The 20,583-nt window shown below is 35.4% G+C and carries 17 protein-coding genes; 2 read left to right on the top strand and 15 right to left on the bottom strand.

What is annotated here, in order from left to right:
- Window positions 1–16 precede the first annotated feature (16 nt).
- On the top strand, window positions 17–556 hold the full coding sequence (locus HCO57_RS14445; RefSeq protein ID WP_167989614.1) for an outer membrane beta-barrel protein: 540 nt from the start codon (window positions 17–19) through the stop codon (window positions 554–556).
- A 918-nt stretch (window positions 557–1,474) separates the two neighbouring features.
- Here HCO57_RS14445 and HCO57_RS14440 read toward each other — a convergent pair.
- From HCO57_RS14440 to HCO57_RS14390, 11 genes are all read right to left on the bottom strand, one after another.
- Window positions 1,475–2,431 (bottom strand): hypothetical protein, encoded by a 957-nt coding sequence (locus tag HCO57_RS14440; RefSeq protein ID WP_167989613.1) that lies wholly within the window; start codon window positions 2,429–2,431, stop codon window positions 1,475–1,477.
- Between the two features lie 221 nt (window positions 2,432–2,652).
- Entirely contained in the window at window positions 2,653–3,156 is a 504-nt protein-coding gene (locus HCO57_RS14435) for a hypothetical protein (RefSeq protein ID WP_167989612.1), read from the bottom strand.
- Between the two features lie 53 nt (window positions 3,157–3,209).
- Window positions 3,210–6,209 carry a type I restriction endonuclease subunit R gene (locus tag HCO57_RS14430; RefSeq protein WP_167989611.1) on the bottom strand — a complete coding sequence of 1,000 codons (3,000 nt, stop codon included), beginning with the start codon at window positions 6,207–6,209 and terminating at the stop codon, window positions 3,210–3,212.
- Entirely contained in the window at window positions 6,206–7,438 is a 1,233-nt protein-coding gene (locus HCO57_RS14425; protein ID WP_167989610.1) for a restriction endonuclease subunit S, read from the bottom strand. The genes HCO57_RS14430 and HCO57_RS14425 overlap by 4 nt, the downstream gene beginning before the upstream one ends.
- On the bottom strand, window positions 7,439–8,296 hold the full coding sequence (locus HCO57_RS14420) for a nucleotidyl transferase AbiEii/AbiGii toxin family protein (protein WP_167989609.1): 858 nt from the start codon (window positions 8,294–8,296) through the stop codon (window positions 7,439–7,441).
- Window positions 8,271–9,287, bottom strand: a complete 1,017-nt coding sequence (locus HCO57_RS14415) for a type IV toxin-antitoxin system AbiEi family antitoxin (protein WP_167989608.1) — start codon at window positions 9,285–9,287, stop codon at window positions 8,271–8,273. The genes HCO57_RS14420 and HCO57_RS14415 overlap by 26 nt, the downstream gene beginning before the upstream one ends.
- 104 nt (window positions 9,288–9,391) lie before the next feature.
- Entirely contained in the window at window positions 9,392–10,969 is a 1,578-nt protein-coding gene (locus HCO57_RS14410; protein WP_167989607.1) for a type I restriction-modification system subunit M, read from the bottom strand.
- A 145-nt stretch (window positions 10,970–11,114) separates the two neighbouring features.
- The gene (locus HCO57_RS14405) at window positions 11,115–11,723 is read right to left on the bottom strand and encodes a recombinase family protein (protein ID WP_167989606.1); all 609 of its coding nucleotides are present in this window, start codon (window positions 11,721–11,723) and stop codon (window positions 11,115–11,117) included.
- A gap of 194 nt (window positions 11,724–11,917) precedes the next feature.
- The gene (locus tag HCO57_RS14400; protein ID WP_245167608.1) at window positions 11,918–12,763 is read right to left on the bottom strand and encodes a glycerophosphodiester phosphodiesterase family protein; all 846 of its coding nucleotides are present in this window, start codon (window positions 12,761–12,763) and stop codon (window positions 11,918–11,920) included.
- Entirely contained in the window at window positions 12,712–12,918 is a 207-nt protein-coding gene (locus HCO57_RS16695) for a helix-turn-helix domain-containing protein (protein ID WP_167989583.1), read from the bottom strand. Before HCO57_RS16695 ends, HCO57_RS14400 begins: the two co-directional genes overlap by 52 nt.
- 339 nt (window positions 12,919–13,257) lie before the next feature.
- Window positions 13,258–14,487 carry a hypothetical protein gene (locus tag HCO57_RS14390; protein ID WP_167989605.1) on the bottom strand — a complete coding sequence of 410 codons (1,230 nt, stop codon included), beginning with the start codon at window positions 14,485–14,487 and terminating at the stop codon, window positions 13,258–13,260.
- A 263-nt stretch (window positions 14,488–14,750) separates the two neighbouring features.
- Here HCO57_RS14390 and HCO57_RS14385 point away from each other — a divergent pair, with 263 nt between their 5' ends.
- The gene (locus HCO57_RS14385; RefSeq protein ID WP_167989604.1) at window positions 14,751–15,644 is read left to right on the top strand and encodes a hypothetical protein; all 894 of its coding nucleotides are present in this window, start codon (window positions 14,751–14,753) and stop codon (window positions 15,642–15,644) included.
- A gap of 5 nt (window positions 15,645–15,649) precedes the next feature.
- Here HCO57_RS14385 and HCO57_RS14380 read toward each other — a convergent pair whose 3' ends face one another.
- From HCO57_RS14380 to HCO57_RS14365, 4 genes are all read right to left on the bottom strand, one after another.
- Window positions 15,650–15,958, bottom strand: coding sequence for a hypothetical protein (locus HCO57_RS14380; protein ID WP_167989603.1), 309 nt, complete (start codon window positions 15,956–15,958; stop codon window positions 15,650–15,652).
- Between the two features lie 184 nt (window positions 15,959–16,142).
- Window positions 16,143–17,399 carry a serine hydrolase domain-containing protein gene (locus HCO57_RS14375; RefSeq protein ID WP_167989602.1) on the bottom strand — a complete coding sequence of 419 codons (1,257 nt, stop codon included), beginning with the start codon at window positions 17,397–17,399 and terminating at the stop codon, window positions 16,143–16,145.
- Window positions 17,400–17,613: 214 nt separating this feature from the next.
- Window positions 17,614–19,656, bottom strand: coding sequence for a prolyl oligopeptidase family serine peptidase (locus HCO57_RS14370; RefSeq protein WP_167989601.1), 2,043 nt, complete (start codon window positions 19,654–19,656; stop codon window positions 17,614–17,616).
- Between the two features lie 365 nt (window positions 19,657–20,021).
- Window positions 20,022–20,552 carry a DUF6933 domain-containing protein gene (locus HCO57_RS14365; RefSeq protein ID WP_167989600.1) on the bottom strand — a complete coding sequence of 177 codons (531 nt, stop codon included), beginning with the start codon at window positions 20,550–20,552 and terminating at the stop codon, window positions 20,022–20,024.
- Window positions 20,553–20,583 lie beyond the last annotated feature (31 nt).

Genomic DNA, 20,583 nt, shown 5'->3' with positions numbered 1-20,583 from the left:
ATTTAAATAGCCAAAAATGAGAAAATATTGGTACTACGCGATATTCATTTGTATATTTTCAAATCAAAATTTCGCACAGGATAAAGATAGTTCGCCAAAGTTTGGAGTACATTTGGGTTATGCCCTGCTAGACATTAATTCCAATGTTTTTGTTGGAGACACACAATCAGGATTCTTTCTAGGAGCTTCATTGGACTTTAATCTTTCAGAAAGTTTATCGCTTGCTCCAAAGGTTCTATACGCAAATTATAGTGATGTGGGTTTTTTGCATGTACCCATATTTTTGAACTATAATTTGAACGAGCAAGTCTATTTCGGAGCAGGCCCTCAAATGACCTTTGTTTTAGATGACCCTTTCAACGTAAACAAAGAGCTTGGTATTGACTTGGGAGCAGGATTGGGATACAATTTTTCTGAGAAAGTATATATTGAAGCCAGATATGCGATTGCTCTTACAAATAGAATCAATGAGGATGTAGATTTTGATGAGGAAGCCATAAGCGACCCAGATTTAAAATACAATGGATTTATGCTAGGGTTTGGATACCGATTTTAAATCAAACTTTATTTTTGAGTAATTCCTTCAAATTGGTCTAATCGACTTAAGGATTTGATTATGCTTTTTATGGAATACGTTTTTAAGTAGCTCATTAACCCTTCTTGTGGTTGTCTATATTTTCAAATAAAAAACTTGAGTTTCAAAAAACGGCCGTTTTACGAAACTACCTAAGGATTCTGAACAAGAATCAATCACCAGTTCCATTTCCCGTTCTTATTAGTAGTTTCATTAATTGACGGTTTATGGGACTAATAATGGTTGTTAATTCCAACTCTTTTGGAAGGTTGTGTTACGGCAAATTGGGTAGGAAGGAATCACCCATAGCGTAATTACTATATAATCACATACCAATACTCGCCTAAACGATAATAACTGACATTGGATAGATATTTTCCAGCAAGTTGAGGGTTAGGAATATGCAAGCCTCTTTGTTGAAGCTGCTCAATTTGCTCTATTATGGTAAGTGCCTTTTTGCTGAACATCTTTATTGTAGTATTGTATTACTAAAAACAAAAAGGGCAATAAAGCAAAAGACACACCCTGGGACGCTGTTCTTAAGGGTAGCGTGGTGTGTACTGTTATGTCTAAAACTACATATTTTACTACTTATTATATTACTTTTTAAAATATTTTATTTGTGAGACTATTCAAACATCTGTTGAAACAAGCCTTTTTATTGGTTTTGGTATGCTCTAATTTACTGGATTTTTCATCCTTTTTTTAAACTTTCAACGGTTTAGCTATGAACAGTACGGGAGCAAACTAGCGTTTGCTTTCCGCCATGCACATAGCGAAATCTTTTTGTTTTGATATATTTTTTCTTATCCAGAGCAAAATCCAAAAGATTTTGCGGACGTTATAAAAATATAAAAACCTTGAATTAAAGCCCAAAACCCGTATTGTTTATAGGTTTTGTTATATGCTGCCTTTTTTTAGCTCTGATATTTGATTTAAAAGTTTAATAGTAATTTCTCCTAAACGAATTGAGTCAGAAGGTTTAATTATGATGCGTTCTCCCACTTGATATTTGTTGTCTCCAGTTTTTTCGATATACTTTGAGTCTACAATTCCACCTTTGTGTTCTAACAAATGTCTTTTTTGTGTGTAAAAATGGAGATGCTTTATTTCAGATTGTGTTAACCAATCCTTGTAACCCTGTCCAAGCAACGAAACCCATAGTTTATTGCTTTTTTCAACATTCTGAAATGCATTAAATGGAGCATTTTTTTCCGATAATGAGTTGTAGATTGACTCACTATAATTTTGGAGAGTACCTACTATTTCTGATATGGATTTTTCAACAATAGACTTGGTTATAATTGTTGCTTCATCTTTATTCAAGCTCGTCTCCAGAGTTTCTTGGATTATTGCTATGTTATTAGCATTTGATATTATTTTTTCAATAGCTTTTCTAGCATTAACTTCAATATTATTATCCCCACAAGATGGACAAAAATAGGCAGAGCCAACTACTGAGTATCTGCAATTACATTTTTCACATTTTATGTTTAATTCAAATTCGGGTCTTGGTTTTATGGAAATATTTTTTCCAGTTGTTGAGTAGCCATAATCCCAAAGTTCTTTTATTGATTTTTTTAAATCGCCAATTACTTCATTGTTTTGTTCAATAGTTAAATAGCTTTTAGCCTCTGAGTTATTCTTGCAAAAAGGACAAAAAACCTCTTCATCTCTTACAATGTTTAACCAATCTTCTTTGTGTATTTTAAAAAGAGATTCACATTCACTTTTGGGACATTGCCTATCAATCATTCCATTTTTGTCAGGGGTAATTGGGATTGATATTTTGGATATATTTTCAACGTCTTGTTGAAACCTTTCCAATTTTTTTAGCATATCCTTTATTGTGCCCATTTTCTAATTATAGTTCTTTTTTTAGGTTGCATATAACAATTGAATATCTGTCACATAACGGATATGTACTATTATTTCTGGATACCAGTAATAACGGATATCTCTTTTGTATAAAACTACTAAATCTTAGACGGGCAAAAAATCCTTTTTTGAACTTTCCTTTAACTTACGATTTATGAATTAGCATTTGTATAAAATGGAAAGGTTCCAATGATATTCTCTTAATGAAGAGAGATAATTCTATTAATTTTATCAATATCCCTTTCGTTAAAGGATACATCATCTCTTTTTAATAAAAAAACATAATCTAGTAGTTCATTTACAGTCAAAATCATGGGCTTTGAAACATGACTTCCAGTCATACCCATAATCGAATAATTTTCCCTGACAGTAATTGCAATGAAAAATCCGTTCCTGGTTTTATGAATCTTAAGACCGTTTCTCTTAGAAGTAAAAACGGTCATATTGTTAGGAGCATTAAATTTATCTTCAAAATCAAAAACTTTTAAAAGCCATTCTTCAGTCAAAACCGGTATTCTAAAATTTGACTTCTTTTCTGGCTCAACAAGTTCTGATTTAAGAATTTCTCCTAATAATTCATGATCTACAAGTCTGATACTTTTGAGTAATAAATCATAAACTAAATGTCCTAATTTGAGTCTTTTAGAAATATTGTTGTAAAGACCCCAAGGATTGGTATAGTTCTCAATTTTGTAATTCTCCATATATATGGCTTTCGTGAGTTAAAACAACGATAAAATATTTTGCAAATCCAGTACTACCCCAACAAAGGCCATTCCGCATACTGCCCTTCCGCTTGTTCTATAACTTCTTTTAAGAGCTTATCCAATTCTGAAAAGGGTACTTTTCCTCTAAGTTCTTTTTTGACTGCTAAACGTATGGCGGCTTTAGCATCTTCTTTCTTGGTCCAGTCTAATTGCAAATTTTTCTTTACGGATGCCACTACAGTATGTACCAAATCCTGTATTGGCCCAGCCTGATTAAGAATGGCCGCATTTTCTGAAAGCAAATCGTAGAAAGCGAGTTCGTCTTCGGTAAGCCCTAGTTCTTTTGTTCGCTTATCGTCTTCTTTCATCTCATTAGCAATATCTAGCAAATGCTTTATGGCGGCGATGGAATCTAAACTGTTCTTATGATATTTGCCCAATACTTTCTCTAGCTCCTCCTTGAGCTTTCTACCTTTTTTGATGTTTTTGCTCGTTCGTACTTTCAACTCATCATTAATGATACGGCGTAATAATTCTATCTTAATATTTTCTCCGCCCTTGTCTTTTACAATGGCTTGGAAAGAATCATCTACGATTGAAATATCAATCTTATCTAAATTGTACATTGCCGCTAGGTCTACAATGGCTTGCGATTCCAATGATTTGCTGATAAGGTCTTTGATACGGTCGTTTTTGGTACGTTGTGCTCCTGGCGGATATTTTATCTTTCGTATTTGTTCCCTGAACTTTTGAATAATAGCTACCTCTTCTTGAATCTCCCAAATCCTTTCATCTGAATTGGTCATTGCCATTAGTTCGCTTAATTTTCTTTCTTCTTTTAGGTAGCCCTCTGTTGTAGCATCATCTTTTAATAACCCATTTAAGACGCTGGTGGTCCATTTCATTTTCTCTGTTTCCGGCATGTCATTAATGTCATCCAATTCAAAACCACCTAATAGCGATTTGACTATGCTCAGTTGTTCCAAACATAACTCTACTGCTGCATCTAAATCTATAGTGGGTTTTCCTGCTCCACCACTACCGGTATATTTTTTTGTGGCTTCTGCCAAAAAGCCAGATATCCCAATAAAATCAACTACCAGTCCATTTGGTTTCCCTTCAAAAACCCGGTTGACACGGGCAATGGCTTGCATTAAATTATGACCTTTCATAATCTTATCCACATACATGGTATGGGCACAAGGAGCATCAAATCCTGTGAGCCACATATCTCTTACAATTACCATCTTCAGCGGGTCTTCAGGATCCTTAAATCTTGACTTTACCGCCTCCATAGCATCTTTGGTCCGCATATGGGCGTTCCATTCTTTAGGGTCTTTACCAGGGTTGCTGGTCATAATTACCGCAATTTCAGGGCAATCTTCTAAAGCTGTCAAAGCATCGTACATTTTAACGCAATTACGGCGACTCATACAAACCACCATAGCTTTGCCATCTAAAGTTGCCGTACGTGCTATAAAATGTTCTAAAATATCCTTAGCCACCGTCTTTACACGGTCTTCGGCACCTGCTGCATCTTCCACGGCTGCCCAAACGCCAACAGTAGTATCTTCTGCTTGTTCTTCAACTTCTTCTAGTTCTTGGGTGTATTTTGCTTTGATATTTAGCGGTACCATTTTTGGTTCATAGTAGATTGGTACCGTGGCACCATCTTCTACCGCTTGTTTAATATCGTACGTGTGTATGGTGGTACCAAAAACCTGTTCCGTATCGGCATCTTTGCCATCTACGGGTGTACCGGTAAAACCAATAAAGGAAGCATTTGGTAATGCTCGGCGAATGTTCTGTGCAAAACCGCCACTCTCAAAACCATATTGGGTACGGTGCGCTTCATCTGCCATAACAATTATGTTAGAACGTTCACTCAAAATGGGGTGTTGCACTTCTTTACCGCTTTCTAAATCTTTTAACCTGAATTTCTCAATGGTTGTGAAAATAACGCCTCCGCCATCTGTACTTAATAACCTTCTTAAATCATCTGTACTTTCGGCATGCTGCACATCACCTACTAAATCTTTGGCAAGTATAAAATTGTCATAGAGCTGTTGGTCCAAATCAGAACGGTCTACCTGTATAACAATAGTGGGATTCTTTAATTCTGGTCGCTGGCGTAGAATGCCTGTTAAAATTGCCATACTGATACTCTTACCAGAACCTTGGGTGTGCCAAATAACCCCTAAACGCCCATCCCCATTTGGTTTTATGTTCTTTAGGCTGCTTTCTACAGCACGGCGGATACCCCAATACTGGTGGTACTTGGCTCCTTTTTTTATAATCTTGCCATTATGGTCTTCATGAAAGATAAAATGCTGTAAATAATCTAAAAGCGTTTTTTTGGGGAATAGCCCTTGCAATAGGGTTTCTAATTGCAACTCTGCTTTTTGCTCGGTATCGTCACCATCCAAACTTTTCCATGGGGCGAACCATTCTAAAGCGGATGAATACATACCGTGTAACGCCTCTAGACCGTCTGATGCTATACAAATGGCATTGTAATCGAATAACTGTGGAATATCCAACACATAATTCTGTATTTGCCGATGTGCATTTTCTACCCCTACGGTGGAGTCAAACGGGTTTTTAAACTCAAAAACAATGAGTGGCAACCCGTTGATAAAGATAATGAGGTCTGCGCGGCGGCTGTTCTTGCCTATAATTTTTACTTCGTCTGAAACAATGAAACAATTGTTTTCTGGATGGACGTAATCTATAGGATATAGGTGCTTTGCCTTTTCATTGCCCTGTGCATCTTTCCAAGCAATGTCTATACCTTGGATTAATTTTCTATGAAAATCTTGATTGCGGTAGGCGACCTCCATACCTTCATGTTGGATAAACTGGGCAAAAGCCTCATTACGTGCGGTTTCTGGTACGTTGGGGTAGGTGTTTTTTAGAAAGGTTTTAAGCTCTTCCTCTAAAACTACCTTTTTAAGGTCTCGTTCTAGGGCATTGCCAGTAATATGGGTATAGCCTAAATCTTGTAACCAAGCTATGGCAGCATTTTGGGCGGTATGTTCGTTTAGGCTCATAAGGCTGCGGTTAATTTCTCCTCAAATTCTTTTAGGCGCACTTCTCCTGAAATAAGTTTGGGGAGTAAAGTGTCTCTTAATTGAGTTAGAGTTTCAATTTCTAAAAGATTACTTTCAATTCTTTTATAACTATTTGAAACTTCTAATTTATATTCCTTGATTTTAGCGCCAGTTAAAATTGGAAGTGCTCTAAAATTTGTTTTACTAATCTCTTTAAAAGTGCTTCCATTGGCTTTTGAAATAATTAAGTTCATATTATCAACTGCCCACCCGTGAAGTTGGTAAACACAAACGTTTTCATTTGGAATCATAGTAATAAAACCTTGATTAGTACAAGCTTCTTTTCTATTTATAGTAAGGGCACCAATTGTAGCTCTACTAGACATTAGTAAGGAGCCTTTTGGAAATAATCTTGCCGAACTTTTCTGAAGACCTAAAGAAGTTATTTTTTTAGCCGATTTATTCGAATATAGAGAATTACTCTTTGTTAAATCAGTTGGTGAATACCAATTAATTGTACCGTCTTCCCAATATTCTTTAGTTTTAGTTTTAGGAGTGCCGCCACCTACGGTATCTATTACATCTCCTATTGGCTTTACCTCCCATCCTTCAGGAATCAAGCCTAATTCAGAGTCGATAAACTTACCATCTTTAAATGGTCCAAAATCTACAAACCAATGTTTGTACAATGCCATTGCCATGTCTTCAAGCGTTTTGTTCATGGCAAGGTTGTTCTCTATTTTGTCATCTATAGCAGAGAGAATGCCGGCGATGGCTTTTTGTTCTGAGATGGATGGGATTGTGACTGTAGAATCAGTAATTACTTTTGGTCCAAAAGCTGGGTAAGCGCTACCAGTACAAGATTGAACTAAATATTCTATGTAATTGTCATTCGTAGTTAGATAATAGAGAAAACGTGGCTCAATTCTTTTAGGTGTTAAAACGGCGAAGCCTGTCGATGCGATGGCATTTTCGTCAAGGTTGTTGGCATAAAAGAATGACTTAAGATTTGGTCTTACAGAAGATATTACAGTATCTCCTTCCAGAAGTAATCTTCTTGCTCGCGATGGTGCATCCTTGAAATCAAGTTTTGTTGGGCTTTCATAATAGCCAGACCCAACTGATTTAATATCAATATAATGTATCCAATCTAAATCTCCTTTTCGAATTGAATTTGAATTAACTTCGACCAAATCACCAAGCTTATATGTTTTCCAGGTTTTGGGCATTTAGAGTGTATGGTTTTTGGTAATTCCTTTATGTATTGCTTTAATAATTTTTTGGACAAACTCAATATTTTGGTCCATGGCCTTGGCCATAGCTATGGCAATAGGTCCGGTTTCGGTTGCCAGTTCCGTTTCGAGCATATTTAATATTGCAGCTCGCAATGCTTCATTTAATTGTAGCACCTCTTGCATTTTTCTACCCATTACTTCGGCAGCTGCAGTACTGGTGTCAAAATCTTCGGCATCGAACAAATCTGCATATGCTGAATCTTCTTTATATAGTTCTGGTTCGTAAAGTGACCAGGCAGTTTCAAGCAATGCTGCAATATCACCAAGGTCTTTTGTACGAGACGGTTTTTCAGACCATGCAATGAATTTTAAAATAACCAAACCATGAGATGGGCTAACGGGTATACTAAAACCTTCTGGATGTTTAAATTCTTCAGTAGCGGTGGCAACTTCAGTCATGCCAACGCTAGATAGCACTATTTGCCGCTCTGTAAAAGATACGGTATGGTCCTGTGCAATTTGACCAAAAGGTAAAAGGTCTATAACGGTATTTGATTGGGTATGAAACAAACGGTAGGGTATTTGCCCCTTGGTATCTTCAAAACCGTGCTGCTTTATTTCTGTTTTTAGGGCTTCAAAACTGGCAAGGTCCGGTACCATTACCGCAAAATCAATATCCGCAGTTGCCCTACTAGGCTTAGCACCCGCTTTGTATAATGCTACATCCCTTGCGTTGGCACCAATGAGGTAATATCTAATGCCATGAGCAGCAAAAACGCCCTCCAAAATTTGGTACACCTGGCTATGCTGTGCAAAAGAATATGCTTTAAAGCTTTGCTGCGATGTGCTCATTATAAATAATTTGTGCGGTTTCTATATTTCTTGGGTCACCTGAGTAAGTAAGCTGCGCATAGATTAACAGGGGGTCTACGGTATTTTTACCATCCATAGTAATTACCTGTCCGTATTCCCAAAAAGGTTTATAAACGGTTAGTTGCCCGTTAGAGTCTGGAACTATTTTTAGGGTTTTTAAAATTTCTTGTTTATTGAGTGTGGTAAACAAAGTAAACTTCTCTGGATATAAGTAATCGGTTAAAAGGTGCGCTGCGGGTTCGCCAGCCCATAAAACGTTAGGAATCAAAAATTGGGTTTTCCAATTTTCTTTTAAGCCTTTTGTAAAGGAATACCTACCTATTATTTGTTTAGGGAGTATTTTTTCGTTTACCACTGGTATCCACCGGTCTAACAGTTCTTGCTTATTTATTAATTGATATTTTTTTTGGGCACCATGTGGCACTAAATAACCTTCATCTTCTAAACCATTTATTATTTTACTTACACTACCTAAGGATATTTTACTTATATCTGCCAGCCTTCGAACCGTTTCGTTTACTTCCTCTGGGCGCTTTAGTAAATGAAATATTAATTGAGCACCAGCTTGTGTAAAAACTTTGGTTGTATCTGGTGTTACAGGCTTCCCATTGCCATGCTCCGTATATATTTTAAGTTGTGGTAGTTCTATATAAGCATTGCCGTAACTATCTAAGTAATTGATTTTATTTTCCTTAAGCCCCTTTTTAGCTTTAGGTGTTATGTATTTGGAAGCGATTAAAAAAGGATGTTCCGCTTGCTGATTTAAAAATACAGGCACATTATGTGGTCTTACTTCATTCTTGAAATAGACACTTACCTTTTCGCCGTTTAAGGTATAAACGGCTATCTTATTAGCCTTTGGGGGCTTAATACATCTTGCCTCAATATCTAATTCGAGGTTATCTATGAACTTCATAAATTGAGTAAAATCTATCTCCATGTTCATTTTTTTAGGTTGTTCATGAAACATGAACAATCAAATTTAGTGAACAAAATCTATAATTAATTAAATATTGTTCATTTTTTTATCCTGTTCACGTTTCATGAACACTAATAAATAGTGAACAAAGAATTTCAAAACCTATCAAAATTATCTAGAATTTGTTTTTTTAAGGCTTCTCCTTTCTCAAACTGTTCCAACAAAGTAGCTTTGAGCGTCTCCATCTTTTCTTCAAAAGGGATACCATCATCTTCTTCCGCTTCGGTGCCTACATATATACCAGGTGTAAGCTTGTAATCTTGTTTTTGTACGTCCTCTAAAGTGGCAGCTTTGCAGAAACCATCAACATCTTCGTAGGTTTTGCCAACAGTTCGCCAGTTATGGTAGGTATCCGCAATTCTATCAATATCGGCATCTTCAAAAACACGTAGTTTACGGCTAGCCATTGTACCCATCCTTGCAGCATCTATAAACAGAATCTCATTCATCCGCTCGCGGTGCTCACCATCTTTACCATCCCGGTTTTTACTGAGTATAAACAAACAGGCAGGTATACCGGTAGTTAAAAAAAGTTTGTCTGGCATACGTACAATACAATCAATCATACCATTGTCTACCATATACTGACGCACATTTTTTTCTCCCTTTGTGTTGGAAGTCATGGCTCCGTTTGCCATAACAATACCTGCGGTACCTGTATCACTAAGGTGGTTCCAAAAGGTTTGCATCCACATGTAGTTGGCACTACCGTCTGTCGTAAATTCATCCCTGGGACCAAAAAGTCTAGGGTCTTTTTCAGATAAGTCTTCAGGGTGCCAATTACTCACATTAAAGGGTGGGTTAGCAATCACATAATCTGCCTTAAGGTTAGGAAACTTATCGTCTAACAATGAGTTACCTAACTTAATATCAAAAGAAAGGTCACGTAATAAAAGATTCATTAAACATAAGCGTAATGTTTGCGATGTCATTTCCTGTCCGTAGATGGAAATGTCGCTTTTATTACCACCATGTTCTTTTATGAACTTTAGACTTTGTACAAACATACCTCCACTACCACAGGCAGGGTCAAAGATTCTACCTTTGTAGGGCTCTAAAATCTCTACCAATAAACGAACAATACTACCAGGAGTAAAGAATTGACCCGCACCAGAACCCTCTGCCATGGCAAAACGACCAATGTAGTATTCATAAATACGGCCTAAAATATCACTCTCGGGATTTTCCTTTTCAGAGAACTTAGGGTGAGATAATAGATTGATTATACCGCCAGTCTGTTTTGCCGATAATTCGCTTTTTACAAATATTCTAGGCAATAGATTATTTAACTGCGGGTTGTAGGCAGATAGTAATTCTTGTATAACATCAAAAGCATCATCAATAATAACTTTGATATTATCCTGTTCCGCATTATCCTTAAAATACTGCCATGAAGCCGTTTCCGGTATAATAAAAGTATTTCGCGAACGAAATTCATCGGGGTCAGATAATACATATTTCTTTTCCTCTTCATCCGTAGTATAATATTCAGAAGAAGGTTCATTCAATTTATTGGTAAGTTCTTCTTGAACTACTTCAAAACGTTCACTTAAATGTTTTAAAAAGACAAGTGGTAAAATGTAATTTTTATAGTTGTTTTCAGAAACCGCACCACGCAGTTCATTGGCGGCGTCCCATAACTCTTTTTCAAAATCAATATCTGCTTTTGCCATGTGCAATACGTACTAGAATTTAAATAGGGGGAAGAATCAATATTAATCAAATTTAAGAAATCAAATTAGAATGAAGGTGGCTATAAAAGTTTCATTAATTAAAGAATACCTGAAAAGAAATAGTTTACCAAATAAGCCTAGAAACTTAAGATTTATAAGGCCTTAACTTCCCTGCAAGACCCCGATATCTTAGGTATTTATAATAGGTGGCCCTAGAAATGTCCAGACGCTCACAAATTTCGGTCACCGTAAGCTTCCCATCTTTAAAATACTCTTCGCAAAGTATGGCTTTTTGTTGGTTCTTTTTACTTATACCTTTAGGAGCGCCAAGTATTTGTCCACGTCTTTTTGCAGAGGCCATCCCAGCTTTTGTTCTTTCTATAATAATGTCTCTTTCAAGTTGTGCTAGAGAGGCAAAAAGATTGATTATAAATTCTGAATGACTAGACCTCTCGGTGGTGTCTATAAACGGTTCGGTGATACTTTTGAACTTTACACCCTTTTCATCAAATTCCGTCATCAATTTTGTAAAGTGAATTAAACTTCTGGCCAAGCGGTCCAACTTCCAAACAATAATGGTATCACCTTCCCTTACAAAGTTGAGTAATTTTGATAAACTTACTCTTTCTTCTTTAGCACTAGAAACCTTATCCGTGTAGATATTCTTTTGTTCTATACCTTCTTTTAAAAGTGCATCTAATTGTAAATCTAAATTCTGTTCTGCAGTACTTACTCTTGCGTATCCAAAAAGCATCCTTGAAGTTTATTTAAAGGTAAAAAATTAAACTAATTAATTTATACAGTACTTTAAACTTTATGAAAATAGAAAAAAGGCAATTGTATAAAAGTTCAAAAAAAGGGTGGTTTAATTTTTTATTAATTCGTAAGAAATAAAAAACCCAGTATAACTACTGGGTTTCTGCTGAATGAAAATTAAACTACACTTACCTAATTATGCAATCCTCTTTTTCTTAAATATTGTAATAATAATTGGGGGCGGTCTGTTTGTATCATATCTACATGGTTGTTAATAAACCAATCGTACACCCTAGGGTCTAGATTTGCTTTTTCATCGTCATGCCCGCTGTTATGCTGTGGCCATAAAGAGTTTACCCAAACAGATGCTCCTTTTTTACGTATTTCTGGAAATTTAGCCACCAAAGAAACGGAGTCGTCTGGCACCGTAAATTCAAAAGCTACAGGTACTTCTTCGTTTAGATACGCTTCTACCATTTGTTCTGCTTCTGGCTTGCTTGTTCTAACAATGGGCATAAAAAAAACTTTGTCCAAATAGTGGCCAAACTCCTTTTTTACTTGCTTATACGGTATTGCTCCCTTGATAACTACTTGTCTTGTAGTTCCTGTTTTTTCAGCAATTGCAAAACATTCTTCAAAGATGTTGTAACTCTTATCCAAGTTCACTAAAATCTTTCCTTTGGCCACCATCAAAGCCTCTTCTAGTGTGGGTATTTTATGCGCTGTTGTATGGCCAATACCATCTTTTAAATGTAGCGTTTGTATATACTCCCAAGTAAGGTCTTCTACTTTTCCAGAACCGTTGGTGGTACGGTCTATAGTTTGGTCGTGCATTAAAATTAACTGACCATCTTTGGTTTTGCGTACATCCAACTCCAACATATCTACCCCCGTAATAAGTTCCATATCCGCAATTACGTCTTGCTGAAAGTCCTTAACAAATTCCAGTTCCGCTATTTTTCCTTGAGCTTTTTGATTTCGTCTTTCTAAGCCATACCTGTATTTATTTGCTCCAAGGTACTGTATTTTTTTATCCAATAGAAAATGGAACTTCTGGATACATCATACTTTTGAGCAGCATGATTGATAGAAATCTGTCCGTTATGAATTTGATTAATGATGAAAAGTTTGAGTTCAAAACCCACTTTTTCATACTTCTTTTTTCGACAGGGTGTTTTTTTTGATTCTTCCATAGATTACTAAATATGATAACTTTTTTAGTCAACCTATTTCAGGACGATGCGTGGATATTTCTGCTAATGTTTTTTGTATATGATTAGCGACGTATTTAAGAACCTAATTTAGCAAATAAAAACCAAATAGGATGTAGAGAAGAACACTCATGAATACTTTTATGACAATAGTACTTTCATCCTTCCAGATATTTTAGTCTAAAAGAATAAAATATGAAGGCAATTGAACAACAGAGGTAGCCAAGTACCTGTAACATAAACAGTGCTAAAGATGGGTAGTCTTGAATCCACAAAAAAACCGGGCATTACCCGGTCTTTTTTACAATAGCTATCTAGCTTTTAATGCTCTAAATCATAAGCCAAAACCTTAAACTGATAAGGAGTTATGGAGAGCTCAAATTCTTGTTCCACTTCCATTTCTTCTAAGTGGTATTGAACAATTTTGTTAGAAGAAGGTACAGATATGTATAGAAATTCTTCAAAATAATCGATTACACTTGTTACCGAACCGTGACCTGAAGATTCCGTATCCATGGCTACCGCTAAGGTTCCGTTATACAAGGTTTCGTTACTCGCTACAGCAACTATCTTAAATTCTCCAGTTTTAGTAACCGCTACCACTTTTTCCCCATCTTTAGACACCATGCATTTAAATAACTCTTCCGTTTCTAATATTGGCGTAATTTGTTCACTATCTATATCAACAAAATATACTCCTTTGCTTCCTGTATAGCCAACAAAAAGATTGGACTCGCTGGTAGCCAACAAACTGCCAAACCAGACATCTTCCTCAAAAGTATCTGGATAATTAATTAGCTTTTGTTCTCCATCATCCTTTACAACCAAGACACCTGTGTTAGAGCCAAAAATTGCTGTATCATCATTACCAGCACTTCCATGAATTCCTGATGTACTCAAACTTTGTTCTTCTTCGGAAACCACCTCTCCTTGTTGGTTGATGATATGTACTTTTTCTGGCAAGCCAGCTCCTGCTCCAAGATTAGTGACTGCAATGGTTCCGTTTTTAAAAATAACCATGGCTCCATGATGTGCTGTAGTACCTGTTGTAATGGTTTCTACTTCTGTAGCGCTATCAATGGTGTTTTCTTTAAACAGACTAAGGGTAGCGTCGCCGTCATTATATACCGCTACTATACCCTGTTCTGACTTAAAATGGGTAGGTTTTTCACTTTCAAAACTAATGGCAGCTAAGCCAGTTTCCCCCAAATCGTGACTGTGGTCACCATGGTCTATTTCTCCCCCTAAATTAAAAGTCTCCGTAAAATTGTGATTTCTATGCGTAATAACCCCATATCTTCCAGATTCCGTAACATAAACACTCCCTTTGGCATGTGAAGCCTCAAAGGTTTTAACTTCTTCACTAAAGGGATTAATAAAATTAAGGGTAGTAGAATTTACATCTGTAACCAATAAGGATACATTTTCTATTTCCTCATGATTGTGGTCGTGGTCAGCATCTGCGTCCTCTACAATGCTATCGTCTTCACTGCTACAAGCTGCTAACAAAGAAAGTGCAACTGACATAAATAAAATACTGATTTTTTTCATTGGTGTATTTAGATTGTTATTTGGGTAGTAAAAATAAACAAAGATTGCATAATTGCAACCAAGTTGCAATTAAATAATGAAAAACCTTTTTACGCTACCATACAAGTTTCAGCACTATGAATTAGAATAGCATATTTCTACCCCACAATTTGTGCGCGAATAGTTTGTTTTAGTACGCTTATTCTAACTTAACTTGAACAAAAGGCATTAAAATTTTTAATAATTGTATTTTTAAATTGCCCTTTCAAGAGCGTTTAAATTTTATGAAGAATATCGTAATTATCTTATCCTTCACAATCCCTTTGATAATTAGCTGCTCCGGAGAACAAGAGAAACATATGTCTGCCAAAGACATAGATTCTGTTCACAAGTTTGTAAGCGAATTGAATACGTCTCTAAATAGTTTCAATTATAGTTTTATAAAACAACATTGGAATCATAGTGCTTTTAAAAGCAGGATAGGTAAGCTAGATAATACTGGCAAAGGCGTTTACAATCACATTTATGAAACTCAATTAAAAAGTAATATTGTAAATGCCAATTTAAACCTCATAAATTTAGTTAAACATCATAATGCCAAATTGTTACATCTTAACACGAATATTGTAGCAGATTATGCAGAGACTACCTATTTAATACTTAAAAACGACAATACCTTTAACATTACGAAGTATCGTATTGATGTTAAAAATGGCACACTAACTCTTACGGATTTTTTCAATTTTAGAGAAGACCAATGGTTTAGTGAAACTATGAGAGAAGTTTTGCTGTTAAATCTAAAACATACTACTGCATCCAGATATAGGCTAGAAGCTAACCAGGCTTACTCTAACTACATACAAGCGCAGCAAGAACAAGACTTTGAATTAGCCTATAATTATTTGGAACAGATACCAGAAACCCATAGGATTTTAAATGACTACAAAATTGCTAAACTATTGACAGCATCTAACATTAATGATTCTGTTTTGCAACATTCCATAAATCAAGTTAATGACACCGTAAACGGCAATACTATTTATATCGATTATCTTTTATCGAACTACCATACAGACACCGATTTTAAAGAAGAAGTACAAGCACGAATGCGAAAGGAATTGGGCATAAATAAAAAACTCTTAGATTCCTTAACCCAAGCCAACACAATTTGGTGGTAGTACACTCAAGATTTAGCTTGATTACCAAAATACAACACCTTATACTTATTTAGGTTTTCTTCATCCCTTTCTACAACTTGTACCGGAGCTTCTTGCCATTGGGCAAACATGGATTCTGTACTTTTAGACAACGTTATTTCTCCACGGGTACCTTCTACACTTACCTTAGCCCATGAGTCTGCAATATCTTCATGACTTGTTCCAAACTGGTTCGTAATCTCTGCCAAAACAAGAATTGCATCGTAACCCTCTAGAGCTACAAATGAAGGTTCTTCTTTTAACCTATGACGTATTTCTGTAAACACGTATTTCATTAGTGGTATTTCTTTATTGGGCATGTAGCGCAAAAAAGGAATTGAGCTACCCATGGGGCCAAGTGCTTTTATCCAGCCATTAAATTTCCGTATTTATAGCTGCCGTACACGATTCAGCAAAAAAAACAAATCAAAAAGGGTGTAGTAGCTAGTATTCACCCACTCTTTTGATTATTCTTAAGCACTATTTCAATTTGTCAAAATACGCATTCATTAAATCCCAGATGGCATAATACTCTAATTCCTTTGCCCTATTGTCATTTCCCATATCGGTATTTATGACTATGTATCTGCCCGTTTTTTTGTCCGTATCAAAATACATCCAAGTACCAACACCTGCATCGCCTCCAGAGTGCCCAACATAGCCTTTGGCACTGTAACCTATAAACAAAGCAGGGCTATAATCTCCATTGTAAGGATTAGAAGCATTTCTATGCTCAAAATTATCTTCTTGGAGTTGTTCGGTAAATAATTCGCTATAGCTTTCTTTACTTAAAAGTGTTCCTTTTCCGGCATATCCTTTGACCAATTCTGCTAGATATTTCGCCATATCGGTTGGTGATGATATGAGCATACCATCTGGATAGGTCATTGCGGTGTAAAAAGGCAATACAGAATAGTCGTTCCTATAGAGTCTTGAATGTTTTGACACATCAATAGCTTCTAACGACCAACCCGAAGCATTCATACCTAAAGGTTTTAGTATGTGTTCTTTTGTAAACACATCAAATGGTTTACCCGTTGCTTTTTCAATAACAAGTGCACAGAGCGTTGCCCCAATATTTGAATAATTGTATCGTTCTCCCGGATTAAAGTCTATATAATTGTTCTTGTTGTAGTACGCCCCATTTTCTTTTAAATATCCCCTTACATATTCCTCCATTGACACTTTACTGCTGTTTGGGTTTAACTGTTGTGCTGGATAATCCGTTCTTATACTAGACAAGTCTTGGTTCTCCGTTAAGTACCAAGAGGTGTTCATGTAAATTTCAGAATCATTGATTCCAGATGTGTGGGTTGCTAAATGTCTAATGGTTATGGTTTCTTTAGGGCGATAGGGATTAATTACCTTGAAAGGAAGGTAGTTGTTAACCGGGTCATCAAGTTTTAATTTACCCAATTCTTGAGCTTTCATTAAGCTGATTCCTATCAATGTTTTAGAGACGGAAGCTATGTGCTGAACCGTATTTTTTGTATATTTTTCTTTGGTCTCAATGTTAGAAAATCCAAAACCTTTCTCATAAACAACGCCATCCTCATTTACCATTGCAACCCCAAATCCTATAATTTCCCCATTCTTTTGAATAGAATCTAATTTTGCCGTCAATGAATCTTTAGCCGTTAGCGCTTCGGTTTTGTTTTCTGGGGTTGTTGATTTTTTTTGGTTACAGGATACGATTAAAACACCAAAAAGAAAATATAGAATAGCGGTTTTGTTCATTGGTTCTATCTTTTATTAGGCTAATTTAAGCTAATCGACGCAACGCCAAATTACGGGAATCTATGTTGTTTAAAACGACTAAATATCAAAATGGCAGAAAAGGAAATAGATAAACTAAAATTAGATAAATATACTAGCTGATATAAACTACATGGTAAGCTTTATCATGTGCCTTAATTAATCTTTTTTTGATAAAACACAAGAAATAATATACTTATAGTTCGCTTTCTAGAAAAAATATTGCTTTTATGAAAGCATCATTGGGAAGATAGTGACCTTCATCTTTATATTTTAGATACAAATAAGGATTTGTTGTTTTTGAATTAGAAGTTTGCAAATGAGCTATATATTTAGCGGATGCTGAGTTTGGAACCAAATCATCTTTTTCACCAACCATAAGTAAGGTTGGTGGATATTCTTTTAAACTATTGAAATGAATTACCGGGTCCATTTTATAAAGAGCGGACACACCTTCTTCCGTTTCTACATCACCAAAATCATAAATTTGGTCAGACTGGCTATAATTCTCGTGATTGGTTAGTCTTAATGGATTCATCCCAGCGGAAAGGCCAGCTGCTGCTGAGAACCATTCTGGTTTCTCGTTTAATGCCATTCCACAAGAGATTCCACCTGCACTTCCAAACAATAAACCAACACGTTCTTTGTTTACTAGATTAGAATCTCTTAGGTGTTTTACTGTGGATAATACATCTTTCCAGGAATTTTCTTTTTTATCGAGGATACCATCAAAATACCATTGTTGTCCTTTTTCAGCTCCACCTCTTACATGTGCGATTATAAATTGATTACCGTCTAGTATAAACTTCTGTATTGCATCCTTATTAAGGGGGGTGGCATTTATACCATATGCTCCATACGCATAAACAATGGTTTTTGTATCCGGATTTAATTTGAAGTCTTTCCTGTTTACTATAGTTACTGGTACTTCCTTATTGTCATGTGATTTTGCAGATATAACTTCATAGGTTATGTTGTCATACTCCTTAGGATAAGGATCTGTAAGTAAATTGGTATGGACCCCTTTTCCATTGACATTATAGAAAGCCGTTCCTTTTCCCCAATCTGTGGTATAGAATACTAGGTTATCAATATCGGCAAAGGAATTATATACCTCAATATTTACTGTTGGATAATCAATGTCTACAAGCTCGTTACCATTATTAGTTATTTTATAGAGTTTTGAGTCAATGCCGTCCTCGTTAACTACAACGTAAATATCTTCTTTAGTTACAGCAATTTCGCCTATGTTAGAATCGGTTTCAGGAACGAATAAAGTCTCCTTGTTGGTTAAACCATTTTCAGTAATGTCAGCTTGTTGAACGACTAATTTATTATTGATATATGTTCTATAAATGAATTTTCCATTTCTTTCATCACCAAAATATGTAGTACTATCATGTATGGCAGCAAGTCTATTCCATTTTGGATTTGGTTTAGTAAATTCTTCCCTATTGATATAAAAAGATTCATAAATATCTCCAGCATTTGCCACGTAAGCCTGCAGGATAGGTGAAGAGCTACTTGAGGTTATTGGAATGAGCCAATTTTCATTATTAGCATTAGGGTAGTCTTTGTGAGAAAAAATTTTGGATATCTGTTTATTCTCAAGATTAACCGATGCTATATAAGAATCCGTAGCATTATCCTGATAGGGAAACGCAATGTAAGCAATACTATTTTCTCCAAACCAAGTAGAACTCAGGTAAAAATATGGATTTACACCTTCGTTGGTAGAAAATAATAATTCTTTTTTAGGATAAGAATAGACAAATAATTTGTGTCCTTCATCAGTTTCATTATAGAAGGATAACGCTTTTCCATTATAATTAATATTTATTTCGGATGCACCTTCTAACTCTGGAAATTCAATTTTATTAATAACATCGTTCGTTTTGTAATTGTATTTGGCTAAAAAAGTGGTTGAATCTTTTGAAATAGTAACAAAAGCAATGGAATCATTTAGAGGTCTATGCTTTCCATATGAAACGAAGTTACTTTTAGTTAGATTATTTATATTTTCTTCAAAAGCTTTATAGGATGGTTTGTCAAAATAGTTTTTGACCAGACTATCTTGATACTTAGTAAACTCATTGAGTTGGGTACTTTCAAAAGTTTCAAAACCTGTATAGTGATTTACATATTTTAATCCTTTTGAAGACACATTAATGGAATCGTCGGTAAATAGCCTATAGTTATAAACTTGTCTTTTGGTTTCTTTCTGGCACGATAGAAACATTAAGCTTATTAATGAAAAAAGGAAATATCTCACAATTAAAAAAAGATGTTAGTTAGTTTTTTGAATAGCACTAAATACGAAATAAATAAAATATAAAGTTGTAATCATATCAAATATTGTAACTAAAAGTATTGTGTTGATTACATATTAAAATATTCATTTTGTGATTTAGTCATATTGCACATAACAATACCATCCACAAAATAAGGAATATCGCTTTTGTATAAAACTACTAAATCTTATCCCGACAGGAAATCTTTTTTTAACCTTCAACGCGTTAGCTCCGTACAGCACACCAGCAAAATAGCTTTTGCTTTCCGCTATGCACTAGAACCTCTATTATACAGTACCATTGTAAGCCTTTATTATATGTGGTTTAATATTTTTTTCATTTCCCTGATTGGGTCAGTATAGTCAGCCATTTTCTTTCCTTCTCCTATGTGTATTACAGTTGTATTCAATCGGTTTGTTAAATCTTTGATAGGCATATTTTCTAAAGGGCCGAATTGGTATTTCCACCATTCTAAAGATTCTAGACTATGATTCTGAAATCCAGTCGTACTTCGGTCGTTATCCGTAGAATAAAAGCCAATTTCGCCTACCAATGTGTTTAGATTTTCAAATTCAATTATTATTCCATCATAAATCAGTTGTACGTAAAACGCCTCCTTAAAAATTGTTTCAATATCTTTTAAATCAGATGCCTTTATATCTGTCACAACAACATTATATTTAGTTAGCGCATTGGTAATTAGCCAGCACTTTTTTCTATTTACATAAAATACTGTCGCCTTCCATTTACCTAGGATTCCATCCTCAGTATCGTGGTTGTTAGAAATTAGTTTCTTGACTAATTTTTCAAGTTTTTTGGTGGTATGTATTCTGGTTCGTTTCACATCTTGTACCCTATAATAAATTCGAAATTGT

It is taken from the genome of Croceivirga sp. JEA036 (assembly GCF_011882165.1).
GTDB lineage: Bacteria > Bacteroidota > Bacteroidia > Flavobacteriales > Flavobacteriaceae > Croceivirga.
Note: the sequence above shows the minus strand (reverse complement) of the source record. Positions and strands in the feature narration are given on the sequence as shown.